The organism is Streptomyces sp. NPDC002809 (assembly GCF_040295435.1).
Lineage (GTDB): Bacteria > Actinomycetota > Actinomycetes > Streptomycetales > Streptomycetaceae > Streptomyces.
On sequence record NZ_JBEOVJ010000015.1, the window covers coordinates 20,566 to 38,649 of the forward strand.

Consider the following 18,084-nt stretch of genomic DNA (forward strand, 5'->3'; position numbering starts at 1 on the left):
TGTCCGCGAGTTCGACCGCGCAGAACAACTGGCGTTTCTGCCAGAAGTGCTTCGCGATGTATTACTGGGGTTATCCGACCGACGGCGTCTGTCCGGCCGGTGGTTCCCACAGCGCGCAGGGCTTCAACTTCGTCCTCCCGCACGATGTGTCCGCGAGTTCGACCGCGCAGAACAACTGGCGTTTCTGCCAGAAGTGCTTCGCGATGTATTACTGGGGTTATCCGACCGACGGCGTCTGTCCGAGCGGTGGTTCCCACAGCGCGCAAGGTTTCAACTTCGTCCTCCCGCATTCATAGATCCGGGTTCATCGGGACTCGGCCTCCGGCTCCACCGGCAGTCCGGCGCCGCCCCGGAACGCCACGTGCGGTGGGCAGCAGCCCTTACGGCCTCGGGCGAAATTGAGATCCGGGCGTGCCGGCCCGGCGGTTCGGCTGGTGGGTGATCAGCAGGTCACGTCGCGGACGAGGACGAGCTCGGTGCTCGTCTCGGGGCGGGTGACCTGCTGTGCGGATCGGTCAGAGACCAGGGAGGCGATCGCGAGGTGCGTTTCGGCGTAGATGTCGCGGCATCCGGTGAACCGTCGCAGGGGTGACCACTGGCGGAGCTCGGCGTTGGTGTGTTCCGCGCAGATCCGGGCCGAGGACTGCCGCCGCCGCGTCTCGCGCCAGGCGTACTTGTCGCCGTCGCATGCGCGTCCTCGGCTTCTTCGGCGGTGCGCTGACCTGGCAGGGGAACTCCTTGGCCGGCCCTGCGTATCCGGAGTCGACCTTGGCTCTCACGCCTGGCCGGTTGCGGAACTGCTCGGCGATACCCCCGGTGCGGACGGCGGTCTGGTCGTGCATCCGGCCTGGGCGGACCACGCCGGACGGCAGCATGCGGCCCCGGCCGTCGCTGAACGTGGTGGTCTTGACGGTGTTCTGCCTGCGCTTGCCGGAGACGAACTCACGGCGTCCGGGACGCCCGGCCTGTGGGTGCCCGCGACCGCTGGTTCGAAGACCTGTCGCCCCGTACCGACGCCGTCCTGCGGGCCCACGGGGCCCAGATCGTCCGTGCCGACCTCGTCCTGCCCCGCGCGGCGCAGGACCGGCCGGCGGCCGAGCCGGCCCCGGACGGCGTCCACCCGAGCCCTCTCGGACACCGGCTGATCGCCTACGCCTGGCTCGCCGTGGTCGGTGCCGGCGCTCCGGCGGCGCAGCGCCGGCATTACGTCGCCTGCCGCAAGTGCGTCACGATCGGTCATGAACGTATGACCAGTTCATACAGGGGGCATGTGATCCGCTTCATGCGTTCGCTCGTCCACGGCGGGCTTGCCGCGCTTGCCGTGGACGCGCTCCTGATTCGCGGCCACGCGGGGGAGGCTTACGCCGATCAACTCCCCTCCCCTCGGCAGGGGTACGGCTCCGTCAGCGGTCCGGCGGCGCCCGGCGCCACAGGGGAACTCACGGCCAAGGAGCGCTCCGGCGATCCGCACCCGACGGCAGTCGAGGTCTCCCGCTCGAGGCTCACTCCGGATCGCTGCGGCAACTCACTCTCGCCAACTCCCACCACTGCCACCACGCCTTCCAGGGAATGAAGTTGCGCCGTCGGCTGCGCCGGCGCGACCGCAACGCCCGGCACTCCTAAGTCCTGGGCGCCCAGCGCCGCGAACGCGCCCGCGTCCGCAGTGAGGGGGATCCGCGGGGTGCCCCTTCCCGGCAGCAGCCTGATCGTCTGCCGCAGGATCCGGATCTCCCGGGCGCGGGGGCTGTGCGACCGCCCGCCCCAGAGTGCTGCGCTCCCGCGGAGTGCGGCCCAGCGGATCACGGACGCTTGGGGCGGGCCCCTGCGCATGTTGTCGGTGGCATGACCTATTCTTCGCTCACCCGTCACACGTGCAGCACAAGTCGCACACATCGACTGTCACCTGCTAGCTGCATGTAGTGGCCCCACACTCGTTCCGGGGGTTCGAACCATCGTGCGTATACGCACTCTCCCGGCCGCCACCGCACTGGCGGTCCTCTTCAGCTCGGCGGTACTCACCACCGCACCGGCGTCCGCCGACACCACCAGGCCCATCGCGGTCTCGGACGCCGACGACACGGTCGTCGACGGCGTCCACCAGCGGCTGTACTTCAGCGACCGGTCCAATGACAAGATCGTCGTCACTGACCACACCGGCAAGGCCGTCGCCACGCTCACCGGCCTGCCCCAGGTCCGTGGCCTCGAACTGAGCCCGGACTCGGGCACGTTGTACGCGGCGGTCTACGGCGCCGACAAGATCGTCGCCATCGACACCGCGACCCTCACACGGACCGCCGAGTACCCGACCGGCGACAAGACCATCCCCTCCCGGCTCGCCTATGCCGACGGCAAGCTGTGGTTCGGATACGGGGACCAGTGGGACTCCGGGCTCGGCTCCGTCGACCTGACGGCCGAGACGCCCACGGTGACGCTGGACCTGGCGGCCGGACACGACTTCTCAGGCCCGCCCGATCTCTACGCGAGCCCCGCCAACCCGGGCACGCTGCTTGCCCTCGACTCGCACATCAGCTCCGCTCCGATCGTCGTCTACGACACCTCCTCCGGTACCCCGGTCATCCGCGTGTCCGCCGAGAAGGGAGGCTTCTACAGGGACGCGGCCATCACGCCGGACGGCCAGAACGTCGTCGTGGCGGGGCCCGGGAAGCGGGCGCTCACCGAGTACCGGCTCTCCGACCTGGAACAGGTCCGCACCTACCCCGTCCCCGACGAGCCGGAGACGGTCAGCGTCGCTCCGGACGGCACGGTCGCGGCGACCGTCCTCGACACCGACGACCTCGGCGACACGTACGTCTTCGCCGGCGGCAGCGGCAAGCCCGCCAGCGTCCGCAACCTGTCGCACCAATGGATGCCCTGGTTCGGACACTCCATGAACTGGTCGGCCGATGGCCGTAAGCTGTTCGTGCTGACCGGGTCCTCCGAGTTCACCCAGTTCCACACCATCGACGAGCCCCGCAAGTACGTCGGCACGCTCAAGGTCGATGCCCCCGCCACCGCCACCCGCGCGAAGTCGCTCACCGTCAAGGGCTCGCTCACCGCCGCCCTCGCGCTGCCCGCCGGGACCCCACTGGCCGTCACCCGCACCGACATGGAGTCGCCGAAGGGAAAGTCGCTCGGCACCAAGCGGCTCGGCACGGGTGGCAAGTTCTCCTTCACGGACACCCCGCCGGCCGGCAGCAAGGTCACGTACACGGTGAGGTACGCCGGTGACGCCACGCACACCTCGGCCACCGCCTCGGACACCGTCAGCGTTTCCCGCGCCACGCCCACACTGACTCTGAACAACAACGGCAAGGTGTACGGCTACGCCAAGAAGGTCGCGTTCACGGCGCACCTCGGCACGACGTACAAGAACCGCACGGTCGAGATCTGGACCGACCCGTTCGGGGCGGACAAGCCGAAGAAGCGGGTGAAGACCGGCACGGTCAACTCCAGAGGCAACCTGTCGGTCACCCTGGCCATGACCCGGGACACCGCGGTCACCGTCGTATTCAAGGGCGACGCCCGCTACGCCCCGAAATCGGTCAAGTCCACCGCGTACGCCCGGGTGAAGGTCTCGACGGCGCTGTCCAAGCACTACAAGACCGGCAAGATCGGCTCCACGACGTACCGCTACTTCCACAGGAACACCAACGTCATCTCCACGACGACGATGAGCTACTACAAGGGCCGCAAGCAGCGGCTCGAACTCCAGGTGTACTACCAGGGCAAGTGGTACTACGGGGCCACCGAGTACTTCAAGCTCGGCACCAACGGAAAGTCGGTCGTCAACCTGGGCCACTCTGGCAAGTCCGGCATCCGCGCCCGCGTGCGCTCCTCGTACGTCAACTCCGCATCCGGAGACACCGTCAACTCGACGACGCACGGGAGCTGGACGTACTTCATATTCACCAGCTGATGCACGGCCGACGTCCTTCGAGACCGTGACGTCAGGGGCGCGTTTCCCACCCGGGGACGCGCCCCACTGCTGTCCCCCTCACGCTCTCCGCCTCCGGAGCAGCGGGTGTTCAGACTGCGTGACCTCTCGCCGGCCGCGGTCAACTCGGCGAGCGGCCCGCATGCCCGACACGGCCGCCGGGTTGACCGCAGTCAGCCGTTCCCGTCCGGGATGCCGGGCAAAGCGCGGCCGTCCGGACGTAGTTGACTGTTCGGGCGCGGGCCTCGAAAGTTGTCCCGCCCCCACCCGGACGCGGGGCCTCTCGTGTGGATCAGTGCCGACAACGCGCCCTGAACCAGGACCGTGCGATGCAAACCCTCTGCACGTCAGCCAGCGGCATACCTGCTTCTACGACCGCTGATCCAAACGATCCGTTGCCGGGACGCCCGAATACATCCAGGATTCGGGCGTCCCTCCGCCTTCCGGTGCACCGCATCCGACGCCGCACGCTGATCCGCCAGGCCCTATGGGCAGCTCTCAGGCGAGTCCGGCCAGGTCGGCGAGGAGCTCGGACACGGTCACCGCGTCCAGCCCGCCGAAGCGCAGCTGATGGCTGCGGCTCGGCCAGTAGTCGCCGGGCTGCGTGTCGAGCCAGACTGTCTCCAGGGTCTGGTCGGGGAACATGTCGACGACGCCGACCGCGATGCCCGTGTCCAGCGCGATGACCAGATAGCAGTCGTCGCCGAGCCGCTTGGAGATCCAGCGCTCCACCCCCGCGTCCTGCGGCACCCCGCGTTCCCAGCCGCGGCGCTCCAGACCGAGGACCTTGCCCGTCGGTACCTTTAGGCTCTCGAAGCGGGTCAGGCGGTTGTTGTCCGCCTCCTCCTCGGTCAGTGTGAATACGGCACGCCCCAGCTGGGGGAAGGGCTGCAGGATCTCGTGGTTCGCGAACAGCTCCGACCAGGTGGTCAACTCCTCGCCCAGGTGCAGTGGATGGGCCAGACGCACGGTCGCCTCCCCGGAGAGAACGAAGGGCTCGTCCTCGGCATCGGCGAACGTACGGTCCTCCGCAACCCGGAACGCGCTGGTTTCCCCGTCCTCCTCGCTCAGCCATACGAGGCGCCGTACCAGGTGCCACAGCAGCGGATGGCCGACGAACAGCTCGCCGAACTCCCGCGCACTCCAGGACCGGCCCGCCACCATCGCGGCCTCCAGGCGCCGCACCTCGTCGGACGCGACCGTCCGCACATCCTTCTTCAGGGCCATGAACCGCTTGTGCTCGGCCGGAGCCGATTCCGCGTCGTCCCGCGCGCCCGGCTTCGGCAGGTCCTTGCGGCGTTTGCCGTCGCTGTCCTGGACGTACGGCCGCAACTGCTCGTCGAAGCCCACCGTGAACGTCCGGGTCCCGTAGTCGAAGACCGTGGAACCATCCGTGTCCAGGCCGAAGTCGGGCACCAGCCGGTCGGAGAGCTGTTCCCCGGTGAGCCCGAGACCCGCGGCCACCTCGGCGATCTTCTCCGCCGCCCGGACCTTCAGGGCCTTGAACTTCACCCGCTGGGAGATGCCGTGCAGATGCAGGAGTGCGACATCGCTGCCGATCGCCGCCAGCACGTCCAGACCCTCGACCGCGCGGTGGTGGGCGCCCTCGCCGGGCCAGGACCGGATCACCGGTGTCAGCCGGCGCACCGTCCCGTCGTCACCCAGCAGGCCCAGGGCGTACAGCGCCCACGACTCCTTGGCGGGCAGAGAGGCGAGCCGCCACTGCTCGAAGAGCGCCCAGGCGAACTCGGCCAGGGAGGCGGCATCCGCTGTCCGAGTGACATCACCGAGACCCGGATACGGCTCACCGGGTCCGGACATCGCGAGCATGGTCAGTACATGGCGCACGGCCTCCGGCGGCAGGGCGCCGCCCGAGGTGACGGTGATCTGCGGCAACAGCGCCGGATCCGCCCACCCCGGCACCGTCGGCATGACGGCGGGCAGCGCCCGCTCCAGCGGATCGGCCGTCAGCAGCTCGGACACCGCGTCCGCCACCCGCGCGCCGTATGCCTCGGCGGCACCGCGGACCACGGCATCGCCGTGCAGCGCGGCGATCTGGACCAGGGCCTGCTCGGCGGCGCGTCGGGCCCGGCCGGCCTTGCCGACTGCGTCGGGCACCAGCATCGGAGCGGCCCGGACACCGTGCCGCTCGAACCAGGAACGGGTGCTGGCCGCAGTCGACTTGAGCCGTACCGACCAGTCGGCCATGTGCCGGGCGACCGACTCGTCCACGAAGGGAAGCAACAACGAAGCGAGGGAACTCGGCTGCCGGGGCACGACGCGCAGCAGCAGCGGGAGTGCTGTGAGTCCGAAGCGGGCGGGAATCGGCTTGAGGGTGTCCGAGGCGTCCCAGAGATCCGTCGGATCCCAGGTGGCGAGCAGTGGCGTGACCAGCTCCTCGGGGCCGTGGACATAGACCCACGCCGGTTGCAGGTCCGGCGCGTCGAGGGGGTAGCGCAGCGCGGCGATGTCCTTCTCCCAGTCGCCGTCACCGTTGCGGCGGGTGTACCAGCTGGTGGAGGCGGCCCACTGCTCCCGTTCGCCGGGCAGCCACTCCACCGCGGGCTCGCCGACAGCCGTCAGGCCGGTCACGACCGTGGGCTTCGGCGTGCTCCGCTGCCGGGCCCATGGTGGGGACGTCAGCACGGCGGGCAGGGCGGCGGCAGGTGCGTCGGCGATCCGGTTCGCCGGGTTGAGGAGCGGTTCGATGATCTCCGCCAGGTCGCTGTCCAGCGTCGGCCGCACCCGTTCCACGAGAGACCGGTGGGCGGCGATGTGCCCCGTCAGCAACTGGCGTGAGATGGCCGACGCCGCAGCGCCGTGGTCGCGGACCTCCGCGGCGAGCAGTCGCAGCCCCCGGACCGGATAGCGGCGCATCGCCTCCATGAGGGCGGGACGGACGTGCTTGGCGTCCGAGTGGCCGAGCAGCAGGAGGAACGCCTCGTCCGTCGGGAACTCCACGAGGGCGTTGGCGACCTGCTTCACGAGGTCCGCATAGGAGTAGTGGCCCCGCAGGTCCTCGCCCAGCAGCGGGACGGCGGCGGCGCCGATACCCTCGGCCACGGTCGCGATCAGGGCGGTGCTGTGACTGATGACGGGCCTGTGCGTGAACGCCCGTGCCTGTTCCGCGGAGTCGAGAGCGCAGAAGGCCAGGGAGAGGATCGCGTCGTCCTGTTCCGTGGTGACTTCGGGATCCGTGCAGAGTCCGGCGACCCAGTCGGTCTCGCTCGGTGCCAGATAGGCCGTGATGATCCTTCGGTAGGCGTCGGTGCGGCACCGGGCCAGCGCCTCGACCGTGGCCCGGTAGGTCTCCTCGTCCGCCGCGGCGAGCAGCGAGCGCACCCGGTCGGCGGCCGGACGGCACGACCGCGTCCAGTAGGCCTGGGGGGCCCGGGTGCGCGCCTCCAGCCAGGGGTCGTAGCGCCTGGCGCCTCTCTGCATCCAGTGGGCCTCGGTCAGGAACAGCTCCACCGTGGCCCGTGCGGCGAACGGCAGTCCGCCCAGCCGCACCCAGCTGTCGGCCCAGGAACCGGCATGCGGCGAGGCGAGTCCGACGATCGAGGCCACCGCGGCCGCCCCCGTCGGCGAACGACTGCCGGCGAGGTGCACCCGCACATGGTCCACGAGCTCCGCATCGCTGCCCGGCGCGTCCAGGAACTCCTGGATCCACGCCCTTTCCTCGGCCGTCCGGCCGTCGACGGCGTCCAGCTCCTTCTTCCGTGCCCGGCCGGGCGCGCGCACCACTCCGCCCCGGCGGGGGTGAAGTGAACGCTGCCAGCCGACCGGCAGTACGAAGGTGTCCTCGTCGGGCAGTGCGGGCTCCTGGTCCCCGTCACCCGCCTGGCCCGCCCCCGGACCGGAGGGCGCGCCCGGGCCCACCGCCGACGGCACCGAGGCGGACGCCCCCACCTCCCGGTACCCCTTGCGTTCCTTCTCCGCGATCGACTTCGCCACCTGCGCGTCCGCCGCCTGCGCGGATCCGTACTCCTTAGTCTGTGTACGTCCCTCGCTTCCGCAGCGCCCGTACCGCACGGTCACCACGGCGCCGTCCGCCCGGGTCTCCCAGAACTTCGACGCACTGCCCTCGACGTACTCCAAGCGACGCACAGGTCCGCCCCCCTTCACACCCGTTCGACCCGTACTGCCACGGGCTTCTCGATCAGTGGTTCCACACTAGAACCGACCACTGACAACGCAGCGTGACCAGGGTCCGCGACGGAGGGAAGGGCGGGTCAACCGCTGCGTGCCAGGTCTTCCCTGTGCACGGGGCGGGCGAACGGCACCCCGGTGACCAGGCGTTCCACCTCGTCCACCGCCGCACTCCCCAGCCGTTGGAGCTCATTGCCCAGCGAGCCCGCCAGGTGCGGGGTCAGAAAGGCGCCCGGCAGTTCCAGCAACAGTGCGTCGGGCGGCAGCGGTTCCGGATCGGTGACGTCGAGCACAGCGGTGATCCGGCCGCTCGCCACCTCGTCCGTCAGCGCCGCCGTGTCGACCAGCGCCCCTCGGGCGGTGTTGATGAGCACCGCCCCGTCGGGCAGCAGCGCGAGACGGCCCCGGTCGAGCAGGTGGTGGGTCTCGGGAATCGACGGGGCGTGCAGGCTGACCACCTCGCATCCGGCGAGCAGCTCGTCGAGTCCGGCGAGGCGTACCCCGAGGGCGCGCGCGGCGGCTTCGTCGACGTACGGATCGCTGAGCCACACGTCCAGATCGAACGGCCGCAGCAGTTCGATCACCCGCCGGCCGATCCGGGACGCACCGATGATGCCGACCCGGCGACGGAAGTTGCCGATCCCGTGGGGGAGGTCGTAGGGGGAGAGCGCTCCGTTCGCCGCCCGCATCCGCTCCCGGGCGGCGAACACCCCCTTCCCGGCGAACAGGACGGCCGCCAGGGTGAATTCGGCGACGGGTACTCCATTGGTGTCCGCGCCGGACGAGACGGCGACGCCCCGTTCCCAGCAGGCCTCCGTCACCAGCGACTTGACGCTCCCGGCGGAGTGCACGACGGCCCGCAGCCGCGGTGCGGCGGCAAGCACGGACGTGCCGATCGGCGGACAGCCCCAGCCCGTGATCAGTACCTCGGCGCGGGCGAGCGCGTCACGTACGGCCGTGTTCGCGGGATCGTCGAACCGCTCGGCGATCAGCGGGCGCCCGGCATCGATGCCGACGAGCCGGGCCAGCCGGGCCAGCACCTCCGGAGGGAAGAGTTCCGGTGCGTGGCGCGGGTCGAGGGCGAGAAGCGCAGGGGGGCGGGCATGCGCCACGGGGGTGCTCCGATCGGCAGGAGGCCGGCTGATCACCACATGATCACCGGTGGATGAGGCGACTATTTCGAAAATCTGCGAAAATGCAAGCCCGCTGGGCAGGCTACGCTCCGGTCCCCGCGCCGCCTCCCCCCGTGGCCGGCGGACACGTGCTCTCCCGCACGACCAGTTCCGTCGCCACCTCGACCCTGGTCGTCTCCGGCTGTTCCCCGGCGATCAGTTGCAGGACCATCCGCGCGGCCAGCGCGGTCATCTCGGCGAGCGGGGTGCGGACCGTCGTCAGCCGCGGGGTCACCCAGTCCGCGAACGGCAGGTCGTCGAAGCCGACCACGCTGACGTCCTCCGGGACCCGCAGGCCCAGCGAGGCCGCGGCCCGGTAGGTCCCCAGTGCCTGGTGGTCGCTCCCGGCGAAGATCGCGGTCGGCCGGTCCGGGAGTCGCAGCAGGTCGAGGGCGTGCTGGTGGGCCAGGCCGTGCGTGAAGTCGCCGTACCGCACCAGCTCCTCGTCGAAGGGCAGGCCCGCCTCCTCCAGGGCCGAACGGTAGCCGCCCACCCGGGCCCGCGAGGTCAGCCGGCGGGCCGGTCCGCTGATGATCGCGACGCGCCGGTGGCCCAGTTCGATCAGATGCCGGGTGGCGGCGAAACCGCCGGGCCAGTTGGTGGCGCCCACCCATGGCACTCCCGGGGCCGGCTCCTCTATCGGGGCGACCAGGGCGAACGGGATCGCGAGCCGGCGCAGCTCCTCGTGCTGCGCGGCGGTCAGTTCCGGCACCACGAGGATCGCGCCCCGGGTCGGGCGGGTTGCCAGCGAGTCCAGCCACTGCCGGGCGAGCTTCGTGCGGCCGTGGGTCGCCGACACCACCATGCCCATCCCGACCCCGTGCAGGGCCTCCTCGGCGCCCCGGATGAGCTCGACGGCCCAGGGGCTGTCGAGCTCGTTGATGACGAACTCGATGAGCCCGCCCCGGAGTTGGGAGGTAGGCGGACTGTTCCGGGCGAGGTAGCCGTGCTGCTCCAGGAGTCGCTGCACCTTTGCCCTGGTCTTCGATGACACATCGGATCTGTCATGCAGAACCTTGGACACGGTGGAGACCGAAACTCCGGCCTCTCCGGCAATCTCCGCCAAAGTACTCCGTGTCGAATCGTCCCCAGCCGTTGACGTCATCCGATGTTTCTCCTACGTTTCGATCGATCCGTTGTTGCGAAAACTATCGCAACTTCATTTTCAGGCACAGAGGTGGTCTTCGATGAACCGATGGGGTACCGGCGCAAGGACGCGTGCGGCGCTTTCGGTGTGCGGCGCGCTGCTGCTCACCGCCTGCGGCTCGGGCAGCGGCGGCTCGGGCGGAGACAGCGACGAGCTGCTCGTCTGGGTCGACAACACCCGGACCGCTGCTGCCAAGGAGTATGCCAAGGAGCACCCGGACCAGAAGATCCGTGTGGTGACGATTCCGCCGGATGCGGGATATGTGCCCACCAAGATCTCCCTCGCCAACCGCACCAAGCGCGGCTGGCCGGACGTGGTCTTCCTCGCCAACCCGTCCGAGACCGCCACTCTGGCCGCCGATCCCTTCGACTACGCGGCCCCGCTCGACGCCGCCGTCCCGAAGGAGACCCTGGCGGGCTTCGCGCCCGGCGCGCTGGACACCTGCACCTTCGACGGCAAGACGTACTGCCTGCGCAACGACATCGCGCCCGGCATCCTCTGGTACGACGCCGAGCTGATGAAGAAGTACGGCTACGAGGTGCCCACCACCTGGGAGGAGTACCGGAAGGTCGGCCTGAAGGCGGCGGCCGAGCACCCCGGCACCATCGTGGGCTCCGTCGCCGGCAAGTACGGTGCCGGGCTCTACTTCGGCTCCAGCGGCTGCCCGACCCGCGACACCCTCAGTCTGACCAAGGTCCGCATCGACACGGCCGACGACACCTGCACCCGGGTCGCCGACGTCCTCCAGCCGCTCACCGAGAAGAAGGCCGTCACCAACGTGGTGCCGACCGAACCGTCCTTCGCGAAGCTCGGCGCCGACGACAAGATCCTGATGCTGCCCGGCCCGGCCTGGTTCGGCGACTTCATGTTCAAGCCGTCCTTCAAGGTGCCCGACGGCCGGATCGCGGCCGCGCAGATGCCCGTCTGGAAGGGCGAGCCTAAGTCCGCGGCCGGTCAGGTGGGCGGCGGAGCGTTCGTCGTGTCGAAGCACGCGGGCAAGCGGGCGAAGGCAGCCACCGACCTGGTGACCTGGCTGACCACCGACGTACCTCTCCAGGCCAAGCAGCCCACGTACCCCGCCTTCACCGCCGCCGCCACCGAATGGGGCAAGGCGAAGGCGAAGGACACCTACTACGCCACGAACCCCGTGCCGGTGCTCACCGAGGCCGCCGCCAACCTCCGCCCCGGCTTCGGAGCCGTCCGCTACGAGGCCGAGTGGCAGAGCAGCTTCAACGACACCTTCGGTGCCGCCGCAGGTGACGGGAAGTCGCTGAAGGACTCCCTCGGCAGCTGGCAGGAGCGGCTGAAGCAGGCCGCGAAGACCAGCAACTACACCGTCGAATGAGCCGCCCCGTGACGCTCACCAGCAGGCGGCCCCCGGCCGCCGCGACCACCCCCGCGAGCACCGCCCCGCAGCCGCGCAGCCCCATGAAGCGGGCACGGTCGCTCGCCGCCTGGGGACTGATCGGCCCCTACACGCTCTTCCTCGTCCTCTTCGGTGTCGCGCCCGCCGGCTACGCGCTCTGGACGTCGTTCACGCACGACGGCGCTTTCGCCGGACTCCGGAACTGGACCGGCGTCTTCGAGGACTACCGGCTCGTCGACTCCGCGGCGCACGTGGGGATGTACCTCCTGCTGTGGCTGCCGGTCCTCGTCCTGCTGGTGCTGTCGCTCGCGCTGACCCTGCACGTGAAGCCGGGCAGGTTCTCCTCGACGATGCAGTTCGTCTACTACCTGCCGGGCGCGGTCACCGGATCGGCCGCCGCGCTGCTGTGGCTGTTCATGGTCAGCCCCGACGCCAGCCCGTTCAGCCCGGTCCTCGACCTGTTCGACATCACCAGCGCCACCGACGCCCTCTCCGGGCAGAACCTGATCGCCGTCCTCACCGTCATGGGTGTCGCGGTCCACGCGGGCGGCTGGATCATCGTCCTGTACGGGGCGCTGAACGCCCTTCCCAAGGACGTCATGGAGGCCGCCCAGGTCGACGGTGCCTCCACCTGGCGCACCACCTGGCACATCAAGCTGCCCATGGTCCGCAGCTACGTCGCCTTCGTCCTCATCTCCAGCTTCGCCGCCGGCAGCCAGGTCTTCGTCGAACCGACCGTGCTGACCACCGGCGCCCCCGGACAGATCAGCCCCACCTGGTCGGTCAACCAGCTCGCGTACAACTACGCGACCCAGGAAGGGGACTTCGGCAAGGCAGCCGCCCTCTCCCTGGCCATGCTCGCGGTCGGTCTGCTGGCCGCCTGGATCGTCATCAGCCGCACCCGCATGTACGAAACGGACCACCGGTGATCACACGTGAGAGGCGTCCGAGCCCGATGAACGCCGTATCCCGCTCCGCACGGCTGCTGTTCCTCCTCGGCGCCGCCGTCTTCTTCGGACTCCCGCTCCTGTGGCTGGTCCTCGCCCCGACCCGTACCGCCGACGACCTCACCACCGGGTCCTCGCTCGGCTTCGGCTCCCTGGGCAACGTGGGCAGCGCCTGGGACCACCTCATGAGCTACAACGACGGCCAGATCACGCTGTGGATCGGCAACTCCGTCTTCTACACCGCGGCCAGCGTCGCCCTGTCCCTGGTGCTCTGCGTTCCCGCCGGATACGTCCTGGCCAAGCACGACTTCGGCGGACGCAAGCTGCTGCTGACTCTCTCCATCGTCTGCATGATCCTGCCGCCGGCGGCGCTCGTCCTCCCGCTGTACCTGGAGATGAACGCCTTCGGCCTCACGGGCACCCCCGCCTCGGTGATCCTGCCGCTCTCCTTCTACCCGTTCGGCGTCTACCTCGCCTATCTGCACTTCGCCGCCAACCTCCCGGACAGCCTGCTGGACGCCGGACGGGTCGACGGGGCGGGGGAGCTGCGGCTGTTCTGGTCGATCGGCATCCCGCTGGCCAAGCCCGCCATCGGCCTGATCGCGTTCTTCTCCTTCACCCGGACCTGGACCGACTTCTTCCTGCCGTTCGTGATGCTCGCCGACGACCGCACGTTCACCCTCCAGCTCGGTCTGATGTCCCTGCTCCAGTCGACCGGAGCCGTCAACGCCTCCAGCGGCTTCAGCGACCTCGACATCCACCAGCCCGAGGCCGCCCTCGCCGGACTCGTCGCCTGCGTCCCCACCCTCGTCGCCTTCCTGTTCGCCCAGCGCTTCCTGCGCACGGGACTGCTCGCCGGCGCGGAGAAGGGCTGACCACATGACCGACGAAAGCCGCGCCCGACTGCAGGAGTACGTCCGGGCCCTCACCGAGCCCCTCCTGCCGCACTTCAGCCCCGGCCGCGCCCGGCTGCGCCTGGGCGTCAACACCGCCATCCACGACGACCCGGCCGCCGAACTGGAGGCGTTCGCCCGCCCCCTGTGGGGCCTCGCCCCGCTCGCCGCGGGCGGCGGGTCGTTCGCGCACTGGGACCACTGGGTACGCGGTCTGGCGGCCGGCACCGACCCGGGCCACCCCGAGTACTGGGGCCCGCCCGGACCGCACAACCAGCGCATCGTGGAGATGGCCGCCATCGGCTTCGCCCTCGCGCTCGCCCCCGACCGCCTCTGGGAGCCCCTGAGCGGACCGGAACGCGAACGGGTCGCCCACTGGCTGATCTCCGGCATGTCCTGCGCGGTCACCGACAACAACTGGCTGTTCTTCCCGGTCCTGATCGGACTCGGCCTCGACCGCGTAGGCGTCCCGTACGACCGCGAACGCGTCAGCACCTGCCTGGACCGGCTGGAGACCTTCGCCTGCGGCGACGGCTGGTACTCCGACGGCCCCACCGAACGCCGCGACTACTACGTGCCGTGGGCGATGCACTTCTACGGACTGCTGTACGCCCAGCTCGCCGGGCACCGCGACCCCGAACGGGCCGTCCGCTTCCGGATGCGGGCCGCGCTGTTCGCCCAGGACTTCCAGCACTGGTTCGCCGACGACGGGGCCGCCGTCCCCTACGGCCGCTCCCTCACCTACCGCTTCGCCCAGGCGGCGTTCTGGTCCGCCCTCCCGTACGCCGGCGTCGAAGCCCTCCCGTGGGGTGTCGTCAAGGGGCACCTGATGCGCCATCTGCGCTGGTGGCAGCAGCGACCCGACGCCGCACCCGGCGGACTCCTCTCTGTCGGCTACGCCTACCCGCAGCCCGCGCTCGCCGAGCAGTACAACGCCCCGGGCTCCCCGTACTGGGCCCTGAAGACCTTCCTGCCGCTCGCCCTGCCGGCCGGCCACCGCTTCTGGACCGCCGCCGAACGCCGCGCCCCCGCCCTGCCCGCGATCTCGCCCCAGCCGCACGCGGGCGCCGTCCTGATGCGCTCCGCCGGCGACGTCACCCTCCTCGCCGGCCGCCAGCACCACGCCTGGGTCCGGCACGCGGCGGAGAAGTACGCCAAGTTCGCCTACTCCTCGCGCTTCGGCTTCAGCCTGCCCGCCGGACCCGTCGGCCTGGAGCAGGGGGCGTACGACTCGATGCTGGCTCTCAGCGACGACGGCGGCACCCACTACCGGGTGCGCGAGGAGCCGGGCGATCACCAGGTCACCGACGACACAGTGCGCTCCACCTGGCACCCCTGGCCCGACGTCGAGATCACCACCTGGCTCACCGCCGCCCCGCCCTGGCACGTGCGGGTCCACCGCGTCCGCACCGCGCGGCCGCTGTGGACCGCGGAGGGGGCGTTCGCCGTCGACCGCGACGCCGCACCCCCGCCCGGACCCACTCGCCGGGCAGGACCCGCCCGGGCCCGCGTCACCGGCGCCTCCGGACTCTCCGGCCTGATCGACACCGACGGCCGCCGCACGGGGAGAAACGTCGACTGCCTGCCCGGCACCAATGTGCTCGCCCGCCGCACCGCGCTGCCCATGCTCACCGGCGAACTCCCGCCCGGCGAGCACTGGCTGAGGTGCGCCGTCCTCGGCGCCCCGCCGGGGCCGGACGGCGAGACAGCATGGAAACGCCCACCCGCACCACCGAACACCGGAGGCTGTACATGAGACCGGCTCTCAGCCCGACATCCCTGGTGGCCGCCGCGGCTGCCGCACTGATCGCACTCCCACTCGCCCTGCCGTCGGCGGCCACCGCCGCCGACCGCGGCCGGACGTACGAGGTCGCGACCTGGGGATCCGACCGGTCGGGCGGCAGCGCGCAGCACCCGCTGCGCACGATCTCGCGCTGCGCCGAGCTCGTGGGCCCCGGCGACAGCTGCCTGATCCACCGGGGCACCTACCGCGAGCAGATCACTCCGCCCGCCGGCCGCGAGGACGCGCCGATCACGTTCGCCGCGTACGGCGACGGCACGGTCACGGTCGACGGCACCGAGACCCTCTCCGGCTGGAAGGACGCCGGCGACGGCCTCGTCGCCGTCAGGACCGGCCTCCCGCTCGACGCGAGCGAGAACGCCCTCTTCCTCGACGGCGAGCGCGCCATGGAGGGCCGCTGGCCCAACTCCGGCACCGACCCGCTCAACCCGACCTGGGCCGTCGCCGAGAAGACCTCCACCGACCAGCACATCGACGACCCCGATCTGCCGGCCGGTGACTTCACCGGCGCCACCGTCCACCTGTGGGCCGGTTCCAACCCCTGGAGCCAGCAGACCGGAACGGTCACCTCCACCACCGCGGGCGCCCTCGACTTCAAGGGCGGCAACTACCGCTGCGACCCGCTCTGCATGGGCGACAAGGCCTTCCGCAACTACTACCTCGTCGGCGCCAGGGCCGCCCTCGACCAGCCGGGCGAGTGGTACTACGACAAGGCCGGCGGGACGCTCTACCTCGTCCCGCCGAAGGGCGGCATGAACGGCCACACCGTCACCGCCAAGCACCGAGCCTGGGGTGTCGACCTCAGCCACAGCTCGTACGTCACCGTCCGGGGCCTCGATCTGTGGGGCACCTCGCTGCGCACCGGGAACGACAGCACCGGAGTCCTCGTCGAGGACCTGAACGCCCGGTACGTCTCCGAGTACTCGACGCTCCCGATGCCCGCAGACGACGAACTCGCCATCGAACCGGGCGAGGGGCACATCGTCGTCGCCCGGATCCTGGACTCGGGCATCCAGCTCCTCGGCACCGGCAACACCCTGCGCGACAGCGAGATCGGCTACTCCGCCGGCACCGGCGTCCTCGTGCGCGGCAGCGGCAACACGGTCACCAACACCTACATCCACGACGTCGGCTGGATGGGCAGCTACACCCCCGGCATCGAGATCAACGGCAGTGACCACACCGTCACCCACAACACCGTCCGCCGCACCGGCCGGGGCAGCATCGACGTGTCGTGGCAGCTCAACGGCGTGCCGTTCCACAACAACACGATCGCCTACAACGACCTGTCCGAGGCGATGCGGACCTCCCGCGACGGCAGCCCGTTCTACGTCTGCTGCAACCTGGACGCCACCGGCACCAGCGTCGACCACAACGTCGTCCACGACCACGACGGGCAGGTCGGCTACTACATCGACAACTCCTCCGGCAACTTCCTGCTCCACCACAACGTCGCGTACAACACCGGCACCCGGGGCACCTTCTTCAACGGCCACAGCGGCGTCAGCCTCGGCAACCGCGACCACAACTCCTCGTACGGGCAGGGCATCACCGGCGCCTCGGTCCGGCTCAGCGGTGCCACCGACGCCACCGGGACCTACGTCAGCAACATCGTCGGGATGACCAAGACGGAGATCTCCGGACCCGGTGACCCCGGCCCCGTCGTCCGCAGCAACCTGCTGCCGCCCACCGAACCGGGCTACACCGACATCCGCAACGGCGAACTGTGGCTGCGCGGCGACTCACCCGCTGTCGACGCGGGGGAGACCGTCGACGGGGTGACGACCGGCGTACGGGGCGCAGGGCCGGACCAGGGCGCCTACGAGTACGGCGACGCGATCTGGTCCGCCGGCTGCAACCTGGACGGCTGCGTGTCACGCGTCCGCAACGACGGCTGGACCGCGGCCGCGGCCGCGTCCGACGGCACCGACGCCTCGGCGGCCGTGGACGGCGTCCAGACCACCCAGTGGAAGACGGCCGCGGTCCAGACGCCGGGCCAGTCGCTCACCGTGGACCTCGGCGCACCGAAGACCGTCGGCAGGCTCGTCCTGGACGCCGGCCTCGACGCCACCGGGCACCCGTCCGGCTTCACCGTCTCGACCAGCGGCGACGGCAAGAAGTGGGGCGCACCGGTCGCCGAGGTCAGCGGCCGCTCCTTCGCCCAGGAGGCCGTCTTCCCACCGGCCACCGTCCGCTATCTGCGGATCACCCTCACCGCACCCGGCGACACCGAGTGGGGGGTGAACGAGATCCGGCTGTACGCGGACGGACCCGACGCCACCACCACGCTCCAGGCCGAACAGGCCACCGACGTCAGGGGCGTCACCCGCGGCGACGCGGCCACGGGCCTCCTGCGCTCCGGTGACCGCATCGGCTTCCGCAAGGTGCAGTTCGGGGCGGGAGCGGACCGGCTGACCGTCCGCGTCGCCGCTCCGGGACGGGGTGCGACCGGAGTGCTCCAGGTGCGCCTGGACAGCCCGAAGGGCCGGATCGTGGGGGTGCTGCCGGTGCGGGCCACCGGTGGTGCGGACACCTGGCAGGAGCAGTCGGCGAAGCTGCTGCACACCGTCACCGGTGCGCACGACGTGTACGTCGTCGCGGCCGGTGGCGCGAAGACGGCGGCAGTCGACTGGCTGACCTTCCGCAAGTAGGTACGCGAACGGGGGCCGGGGCGT

General features: G+C 70.6%; 10 protein-coding genes and 2 pseudogenes. 8 read left to right on the forward strand and 4 right to left on the reverse strand.

The window, feature by feature from the left end:
* Nucleotides 1–296, forward strand: a pseudogene (locus ABT025_RS12385) (hypothetical protein); the annotation flags it as partial.
* A 219-nt stretch (nt 297–515) separates the two neighbouring features.
* Here ABT025_RS12385 and ABT025_RS12390 read toward each other — a convergent pair.
* A pseudogene (locus ABT025_RS12390) lies at nt 516–890 on the reverse strand (hypothetical protein); the annotation flags it as partial.
* A 77-nt stretch (nt 891–967) separates the two neighbouring features.
* Here ABT025_RS12390 and ABT025_RS12395 point away from each other — a divergent pair.
* Together ABT025_RS12395 and ABT025_RS12400 are read left to right on the forward strand one after the other, a co-directional pair.
* Nucleotides 968–1,573, forward strand: coding sequence for an SGNH/GDSL hydrolase family protein (locus tag ABT025_RS12395; protein WP_350992861.1), 606 nt, complete (start codon nt 968–970; stop codon nt 1,571–1,573).
* A gap of 381 nt (nt 1,574–1,954) precedes the next feature.
* A complete protein-coding gene (locus ABT025_RS12400; protein WP_350992863.1) occupies nt 1,955–3,916 on the forward strand; it encodes a YncE family protein in 1,962 nt (653 codons plus the stop codon).
* A gap of 516 nt (nt 3,917–4,432) precedes the next feature.
* Here the strand turns inward: ABT025_RS12400 and ABT025_RS12405 are convergent.
* The 3 genes from ABT025_RS12405 to ABT025_RS12415 all read right to left on the reverse strand — a co-directional run bounded on the left by ABT025_RS12405 (nt 4,433) and on the right by ABT025_RS12415 (nt 10,360).
* The gene (locus ABT025_RS12405) at nt 4,433–8,041 is read right to left on the reverse strand and encodes a DUF4132 domain-containing protein (protein WP_350992865.1); all 3,609 of its coding nucleotides are present in this window, start codon (nt 8,039–8,041) and stop codon (nt 4,433–4,435) included.
* Nucleotides 8,042–8,166: 125 nt separating this feature from the next.
* Complete coding sequence (locus ABT025_RS12410; RefSeq protein ID WP_350992867.1) at nt 8,167–9,195, reverse strand: hydroxyacid dehydrogenase; 1,029 nt, start codon at nt 9,193–9,195, stop codon at nt 8,167–8,169.
* A gap of 103 nt (nt 9,196–9,298) precedes the next feature.
* Entirely contained in the window at nt 9,299–10,360 is a 1,062-nt protein-coding gene (locus tag ABT025_RS12415; protein WP_350992868.1) for a LacI family DNA-binding transcriptional regulator, read from the reverse strand.
* An 82-nt stretch (nt 10,361–10,442) separates the two neighbouring features.
* Here ABT025_RS12415 and ABT025_RS12420 point away from each other — a divergent pair, with 82 nt between their 5' ends.
* The 5 genes from ABT025_RS12420 to ABT025_RS12440 are packed head-to-tail and all read left to right on the forward strand — an operon-like array spanning nt 10,443 to nt 18,060.
* Nucleotides 10,443–11,747: an ABC transporter substrate-binding protein gene (locus ABT025_RS12420; protein WP_350992870.1), complete on the forward strand. Its 1,305-nt coding sequence runs from the start codon at nt 10,443–10,445 to the stop codon at nt 11,745–11,747.
* Nucleotides 11,748–11,755: 8 nt separating this feature from the next.
* Nucleotides 11,756–12,697, forward strand: coding sequence for a carbohydrate ABC transporter permease (locus tag ABT025_RS12425; protein ID WP_350992872.1), 942 nt, complete (start codon nt 11,756–11,758; stop codon nt 12,695–12,697).
* 26 nt (nt 12,698–12,723) lie between these two features.
* Nucleotides 12,724–13,590, forward strand: a complete 867-nt coding sequence (locus ABT025_RS12430) for a carbohydrate ABC transporter permease (RefSeq protein ID WP_350992874.1) — start codon at nt 12,724–12,726, stop codon at nt 13,588–13,590.
* A 4-nt stretch (nt 13,591–13,594) separates the two neighbouring features.
* Entirely contained in the window at nt 13,595–15,364 is a 1,770-nt protein-coding gene (locus ABT025_RS12435; protein ID WP_350992876.1) for a DUF2264 domain-containing protein, read from the forward strand.
* Complete coding sequence (locus ABT025_RS12440) at nt 15,361–18,060, forward strand: carbohydrate-binding protein (RefSeq protein WP_350992878.1); 2,700 nt, start codon at nt 15,361–15,363, stop codon at nt 18,058–18,060. Before ABT025_RS12435 ends, ABT025_RS12440 begins: the two co-directional genes overlap by 4 nt.
* Nucleotides 18,061–18,084 lie beyond the last annotated feature (24 nt).